The sequence below is a fragment of the Winogradskyella sp. genome (assembly GCF_965656915.1).
Taxonomy (GTDB): domain Bacteria; phylum Bacteroidota; class Bacteroidia; order Flavobacteriales; family Flavobacteriaceae; genus Winogradskyella.
Map to the genome: position 1 here is coordinate 65,874 of NZ_CBFHMI010000009.1, position 6,202 is coordinate 72,075.

Genomic DNA, 6,202 nt, shown 5'->3' on the forward strand with positions numbered 1-6,202 from the left:
CAATTGAACAAAGAACTTGAACATAGTTTTGTAGAGCAGTTACAAAAGCATCAAAACATTGTACATAAGGTATGTCGTTTATATACCAACAATAAAGATGCTCATAATGATTTGTTTCAGGAAATAACAATTCAACTGTGGCGTGCTTATCCTAAGTTTAGAAGGGACTCTAAGTTTAGCACCTGGATGTATAGAGTTGGTTTAAATACAGCGATAACGCTATATAGAAAATCTAAACGAAGAATTAATACACAAGCGTTTGACAATGTTGAATATAAAATAAAAGCAGACGAATATGACGATACGGAAGAACAACAACTCAAACTATTGTATAACGCCGTACACCAGTTAAACGATATTGAAAAAGCACTTGTCTTTCTCTATTTAGAAGATAAGAACTACAGAGAAATAAGCACAACTTTAGGTATAACTGAAGTCAATGCACGAGTTAAAATGAATCGTGTAAAAAAGAAACTAAAAACAATATTAAATCCGTAATTATATGGATGAATTAGAATTATTAAAGAAGGATTGGAAAAAGGGCACATCGGATTATAGCAAGTTCTCAGGTTCTGATATATACACGATGTTGCATAAAAAATCTTCGTCCATAGTTAAGACTTTATTTTACATAAGTGTAGCCGAATTGGTATTTTGGATACTTATTAGCTATGTCCCTTATGTTTTTTCAGACAGTATGAGAGAACGCTTAGAAAGTAGTTATGAAAACCCACTATTTGTTGGATTATCCGTTTTGGGCTTTTTGGTTATATTTTTATTTGTCTACTTGCTATATAAGTCTCATAAGTCAATATCTACTACAGACAATGCTAAAAAACTTATGGAGAGTATTTTAAGAACACGTAAAGTCATAAAATACTATGTCATTTACAATTTAGTAATGATCTTTATTTCCATACCATTGTCGTTGTATTTTGAATTTAATCAAAATGCTGAATTTCACGATCAGGTTGCGAGTTTCGATTCCAAACAAATGATTATGTTATACGCCATTGTTATTCTGGTGACAGCGGTATTTGTTATTGTAATATGGTTGTTTTACAAGCTGCTTTATGGTATCTTATTAAAACGTCTTAACAGAAATTATGACGAACTAAAGAAACTCGAAGTTTAACAATGAAGCCTGTTGTTTTTCATATAGATAAACATATAGTCACTTACACGGTAGATTGGTTAGGCATTGAAACAATTCAGGTCAATGAAAGTATTATTTCTAAAAAATTATCACTTCCAAGTAGAAAACATAGATTTAATTTATCTCTTAATAAAGAAAATGTACCATTTTATATAGTGTCGAAACAGAGTTTTTCAACGAGCACAATTGAAGTTTCATTATATAAAAACGATAATTCAATTGAAAAACAGACGCTAGAATTATACAAACAAGAAAACACAGCTACAGACAATCAAGGCAGTACGTATATACTTGGATTGGTCTTTGTGGTCATGTCATTGGTGTTTGACTGGCACAAGTTTTTTCTATTTATTGGTTTAGTCTTGTTATTTTACGCATTTGTTATTAAGCCAAACACAAAAATCAAAGATCATTCTAACCAAGAAAGTCAAAGTAATTCTACCAATCTCTAAGCTCTTTATTTAAGCGCTCTTTTTCCTCTAATTCTTCCTGTGGGATTACTTTTAAGAATGAAGGATGTTGCTCTATGGCAAATTCAATCTTCTCCACAATATCAGCAATAGATTCATTTTCATAATCTATATCTAGTGGTTCTTTTATTTCAAAAGATTGATAAATATTCTTCTTTTTTATCCGAAGTCCTTTCTTATCAAAAGAGCGTCTAAAACCATCAATTACAATTGGTACAACTAAAGGCTTATATTGTTTTATAATATGTGCTGTTCCCTTTCTAATAGGCTTGAATGGTGTTGTAGTACCTTGAGGAAACGTAACCACCCAACCATCATCTAAAGCTTTTTTTATCGCACTAATATCACTCATTTTCACTTGGCGATTAACATCTTTACCTTGCGAACGCCATGTGCGTTCAATACTGATGGAACCAGTATAGGCAAATATCTTAGGAATTAAACCAGACTTCATGGTTTCTTTGGCTGCAACATAGTACAGGTTGAGCTTCGGATTCCACAGATAACCTACATTTTTAATGCTGTCTAATCTACCACTCAAACTAGCATTAAATACATGAAACATAGCAATAACATCTGCAAAATAGGTCTGGTGATTAGATATAAAGAGAACATTAGTGTCTGGTAAATTTTTTATGATATCCGAGCCTTCTATATGTAAATCATTAAAGCCTCTAAAACGCTGATGGGTAAGTAAACCAAGGATTCTAATTAACCACTTTTTAACCCAAAGTATATGTCCAAAAGGGTTCTTTTTGAATAATCCCATAGTTAGTGTTCAGTTTTTATATGATACAAATGTAATAAATATGATAAGCTACAAGACCTGTTTTAACAAGTCTTTTATTTCACCAAGCATCATAGCGGTTGCTCCCCAAACCACATGACCATTAAGTTGAAATGCCGGTACATCAACTTCAACATTAAAAGATGTTGGTACTTTGGTTGTTATGGTATTTTTATCGTTTAGGAAATCTAGTAAATCAACTTCAATAATATCTTCTACTTCGGTTTCTTGTTTTATAAATTGAGGTGTTTGTTCAGAAACACCTACATAAGGATGCACTATAAAGTTACTTGGAGGTATGTAAAGTGGTGACATAGGTTTTATAATATTCACCATATGCTCTGGCACACCAACTTCTTCCTTTGTTTCTCTTACAGCAGTTACTAACAAGTCTTTATCTTGGTCTTCATACTTTCCACCAGGAAAACCTACCTGCGCAGAATGTGCACCTTTATATGTTTTTCTTAGTATTAAAACCAAGTTGGTATTTCCTAAATCACTAGGATAAAATAATGCTAAAACACCTGCTTTTTTTGCTGATTTAGCTTTTTCTTTCATGCGCTTAGCCAGTTCCAAACGATCCGGAGGAGACATTTTTGCGTGTGAAGCTTCGCCAAAAAGCGCTATATGTTTTATTTTTACTACAGATTCTAAGAACGTATTAAATACCATTTATGAGATTTCTATTAGTTGTAAGTATTGGTTTATTATTATGGAATTGTGAAGATAAAAAAACTTCTAAAAAGAATAATGTCATTATAACCAAAGATACTGTTTCAGTTACTGAAGAAAGTGCTCCAAAGAAAATTAAAGTAGTACTGGATTTCCCAGTCTTGACGGATAAAAACGCAATGGACTTCTTTTTAGAATATGATAAAAAACATAAGGAGGATAAAGTCAGAATCACCACAGATTTCGGTATCATAGAAATTAAACTCTATGAAAAAACAAAATTTCACAGAGCCAATTTTATCTTCTTAACCAAAAGAAAGTATTTTGAGGGTACACAGTTTTATCGTGTGGTTGAGAATTTTGTAATCCAAGGTGGTAGCAGCGATGATTATAATCTGGCTAAACGCCGAAAAAAAATAGGTAAATATCTTTTACCACCAGACACCAAACGTGGATTTACTCACAAACGTGGAGCTATATCTATGCCAAGTAGTGAAATTGAGAATGCCTATAAACTAGCATCTCCATTTCAGTTTTTTATTGTTCAACGACCTGGTGGTGCCGCTTATTTAGATAAGGATTACACGGTTTTTGGAGAAGTTACGAAGGGTATGGATGTGGTTGATGAAATCAATGCTGTAAAAACGGATGAAGGTGACTGGCCACTGCAAAATGTTTACATTAGAAAAGTAGAAATAATAGAATAATTAGGACATCATTTTCTCTTTTTTTAATACCTTAGATACCAAACTTATCTTAAACTAATTAAAATGATTTCTAAAGCACTAAAAACGGCGCTACTTGCCGTTATTATTCTATTTGCAAGTTGCAAAGAAGACACAAAAACAACAGAAAAATTAATGGCAGACAATGTACTTCTACAAGAATGGACAGGACCTTACGAAGGTGTGCCTGCTTTTGATAAAATGAATGTGGCAGATGTTAAAGAAGCCGTTGAAAAAGGCATGGATCTCAATTTGAAAGAAATTGAAGCTATTGCTAACTCAGATGAAGATCCAACTTTTGAAAATACCATTGTAGCCATGGAAAGTGCAGGTAAAGACCTTAATCGTGTTTTCACCTATTATGGTATTATGAGTAGTAACATGTCCTCGCCAGAATTTAGAGAAGTCCAGGCAGAATTAGCACCTAAACTTTCTGAATTTAGATCTAAAATTACACAGAATGAAAAACTATTTCAACGCATTAAAGCTGTTTATGATGCGTCTCAAAAAACACCCTTAGAACCACAAGCGCAACGTGTGGTTGACCTTACTTACAAAAGTTTTGAAATGAATGGTGCTAATCTTGATACAGAAAAGAAAAAACGATACGCAGCAATTAACAAAGAACTCTCTACGCTTTACACCAAGTTTTCTAATAACGTATTACATGACGAAGAAAACTATGTCACTTTTTTAACAGAAGATCAACTAGGTGGTTTATCTGAAGGATTTGTAAAATCGGCTGCAAAAATAGCGAGTGATAAAGGGAAAGAAGGTATGTATGCTATAACAAATACACGGTCTTCAATGGATCCCTTTCTCACCTATTCTACGGAGCGCGAATTACGCAAACAGGTTTGGGAAAATTATTATTCACGTGGAGATAATGCTGATGAATATGATAATAATAAAATCATAGCTGAGATCTTGAAGTTAAGAAAAGAGCGCGTGGGCTTATTAGGATACGACAACTATGCGCAATGGAGATTACAGGATCGTATGGCAAAAACGCCAGAAAACGCCATGAATTTAATGCTTAAAGTATGGCCAGCTGGAACAGCACGTGTTAAAGAAGAAGTTGCTGATATGCAAGCAGTGGCTAATGAATTGGGAGATAACATCACGATTGAACCATGGGATTATCGTTACTATGCTGAGAAAGTTCGTAAAAAGAAATATGATTTAGATAGTGACGAAATAAAACAATATTTACAATTAGATAAATTAACGGAAGCCATGTTCTTTACAGCAGGAGAGTTGTTTAATTACAAATTCACACCTGTAGAAGAAGGTACAGTTCCTGTATTTCATGAAGATGTAAAGGTGTGGGAGGTTACAGATAAGGATTCTGGTAAGCATATTGGCTTATGGTATTTAGATCCTTTCGCTCGACAAGGCAAACGCTCAGGTGCTTGGGCTACAACGTATAGAAGTTATACCTCGTTTGAAGGTGAAAAAAATGTGTTAGCGTCTAACAATTCAAACTTTGTAAAACCAGCACCAGGAGAAGCTGTTTTGGTCTCTTGGGACGATGCAACTACCTTTTTTCATGAATTCGGACACGCACTTCACTTCTTCTCATCAAATGTGAAATATCCAACTTTAAATGGTGGTGTTAGAGATTATACTGAGTTTCAATCGCAATTATTAGAGCGTTGGTTGTCTACAGATAAAGTAATCAATCAATTTTTAGTACATCATGAAACCGGAGAACCAATTCCTGCAGCATTAGTTGAAAAAATTAAAAATGCGTCTACTTTTAACCAAGGTTTTGGAACCACTGAGTATTTAGCATCTGCATTAATCGATATGAAATTACATTTAGCAGATCCTACAGATATAAATATCGATAAATTTGAACGTGAAACTCTAGACGAACTAGGTATGCCAAAGGAATTACCTATGCGACATAGAACTCCACATTTTGGTCATGTATTTTCTGGTGAAGGTTATGCAACCGCTTATTATGGCTACATGTGGGCAGATGTCTTAACCAGCGACGCCTCTGAAGCATTTAGAGAAGCACCAGACGGGTTCTATGATGCGGATGTAGCAGAAAAATTGGTTAAATATTTATTTGCACCGCGTAACGCTATGGATCCGGCAGAAGCCTATCGTTTGTTTAGAGGACGAGATGCTAAAATAGAAGCATTAATGAAAGACAGAGGATTTCCTATTCCCCAGAGCTAAACAAAACTATGTATAATAAAAACGCCCAAGACAGCCTTGTCTTGGGCGTTTTTATTTGAATTAATTTATCTTTAATAGAAATTAAGACATTTACTAAGAAATTATGCATTCATCAAAACAACTAGCGAATCGGCTAGAAGAAATTTTGCTAAATGGCACATGGGTAGCAAATACCAACTATAAAGATCAATTAGATAGTTTA

General features: G+C 33.9%; 7 protein-coding genes. 5 read left to right on the forward strand and 2 right to left on the reverse strand.

Features of this window, described 5'->3' with window-relative positions; translation table 11 throughout:
- The first annotated feature begins 3 nt into the window (after positions 1 to 3).
- The 3 genes from ACTG3Y_RS04650 to ACTG3Y_RS04660 are packed head-to-tail and all read left to right on the forward strand — an operon-like array spanning position 4 to position 1,608.
- The gene (locus ACTG3Y_RS04650; RefSeq protein ID WP_439151752.1) at positions 4 to 498 is read left to right on the forward strand and encodes an RNA polymerase sigma factor; all 495 of its coding nucleotides are present in this window, start codon (positions 4 to 6) and stop codon (positions 496 to 498) included.
- A 4-nt stretch (positions 499 to 502) separates the two neighbouring features.
- Positions 503 to 1,135, forward strand: coding sequence for a hypothetical protein (locus tag ACTG3Y_RS04655; protein ID WP_439151753.1), 633 nt, complete (start codon positions 503 to 505; stop codon positions 1,133 to 1,135).
- Between the two features lie 2 nt (positions 1,136 to 1,137).
- Positions 1,138 to 1,608 carry a hypothetical protein gene (locus ACTG3Y_RS04660; RefSeq protein WP_439151754.1) on the forward strand — a complete coding sequence of 157 codons (471 nt, stop codon included), beginning with the start codon at positions 1,138 to 1,140 and terminating at the stop codon, positions 1,606 to 1,608.
- Here ACTG3Y_RS04660 and ACTG3Y_RS04665 read toward each other — a convergent pair.
- Together ACTG3Y_RS04665 and ACTG3Y_RS04670 are read right to left on the reverse strand one after the other, a co-directional pair.
- Positions 1,595 to 2,395, reverse strand: coding sequence for a lysophospholipid acyltransferase family protein (locus tag ACTG3Y_RS04665; protein ID WP_439151755.1), 801 nt, complete (start codon positions 2,393 to 2,395; stop codon positions 1,595 to 1,597). The genes ACTG3Y_RS04660 and ACTG3Y_RS04665 overlap by 14 nt on opposite strands.
- Positions 2,396 to 2,443: 48 nt before the next feature.
- Positions 2,444 to 3,085, reverse strand: a complete 642-nt coding sequence (locus tag ACTG3Y_RS04670) for an NUDIX hydrolase (protein ID WP_439151756.1) — start codon at positions 3,083 to 3,085, stop codon at positions 2,444 to 2,446.
- Positions 3,086 to 3,087: 2 nt separating this feature from the next.
- Here ACTG3Y_RS04670 and ACTG3Y_RS04675 point away from each other — a divergent pair, with 2 nt between their 5' ends.
- Positions 3,088 to 3,792, forward strand: a complete 705-nt coding sequence (locus ACTG3Y_RS04675) for a peptidylprolyl isomerase (RefSeq protein ID WP_439151757.1) — start codon at positions 3,088 to 3,090, stop codon at positions 3,790 to 3,792.
- A gap of 63 nt (positions 3,793 to 3,855) precedes the next feature.
- Positions 3,856 to 6,000 (forward strand): M3 family metallopeptidase, encoded by a 2,145-nt coding sequence (locus ACTG3Y_RS04680; protein WP_439151758.1) that lies wholly within the window; start codon positions 3,856 to 3,858, stop codon positions 5,998 to 6,000.
- Positions 6,001 to 6,202 lie beyond the last annotated feature (202 nt).

Bases quoted from the DNA above. Each gene is read 5' to 3' on its own strand.
- ACTG3Y_RS04655 (WP_439151753.1), top strand. From the start codon at position 503: ATGGATGAATTAGAATTATTAAAGAAGGATTGGAAAAAGGGCACATCG.
- ACTG3Y_RS04660 (WP_439151754.1), top strand. From the start codon at position 1,138: ATGAAGCCTGTTGTTTTTCATATAGATAAACATATAGTCACTTACACG.
- ACTG3Y_RS04665 (WP_439151755.1), bottom strand. From the start codon at position 2,395: ATGGGATTATTCAAAAAGAACCCTTTTGGACATATACTTTGGGTTAAA.
- ACTG3Y_RS04670 (WP_439151756.1), bottom strand. From the start codon at position 3,085: ATGGTATTTAATACGTTCTTAGAATCTGTAGTAAAAATAAAACATATA.
- ACTG3Y_RS04675 (WP_439151757.1), top strand. From the start codon at position 3,088: ATGAGATTTCTATTAGTTGTAAGTATTGGTTTATTATTATGGAATTGT.
- ACTG3Y_RS04680 (WP_439151758.1), top strand. From the start codon at position 3,856: ATGATTTCTAAAGCACTAAAAACGGCGCTACTTGCCGTTATTATTCTA.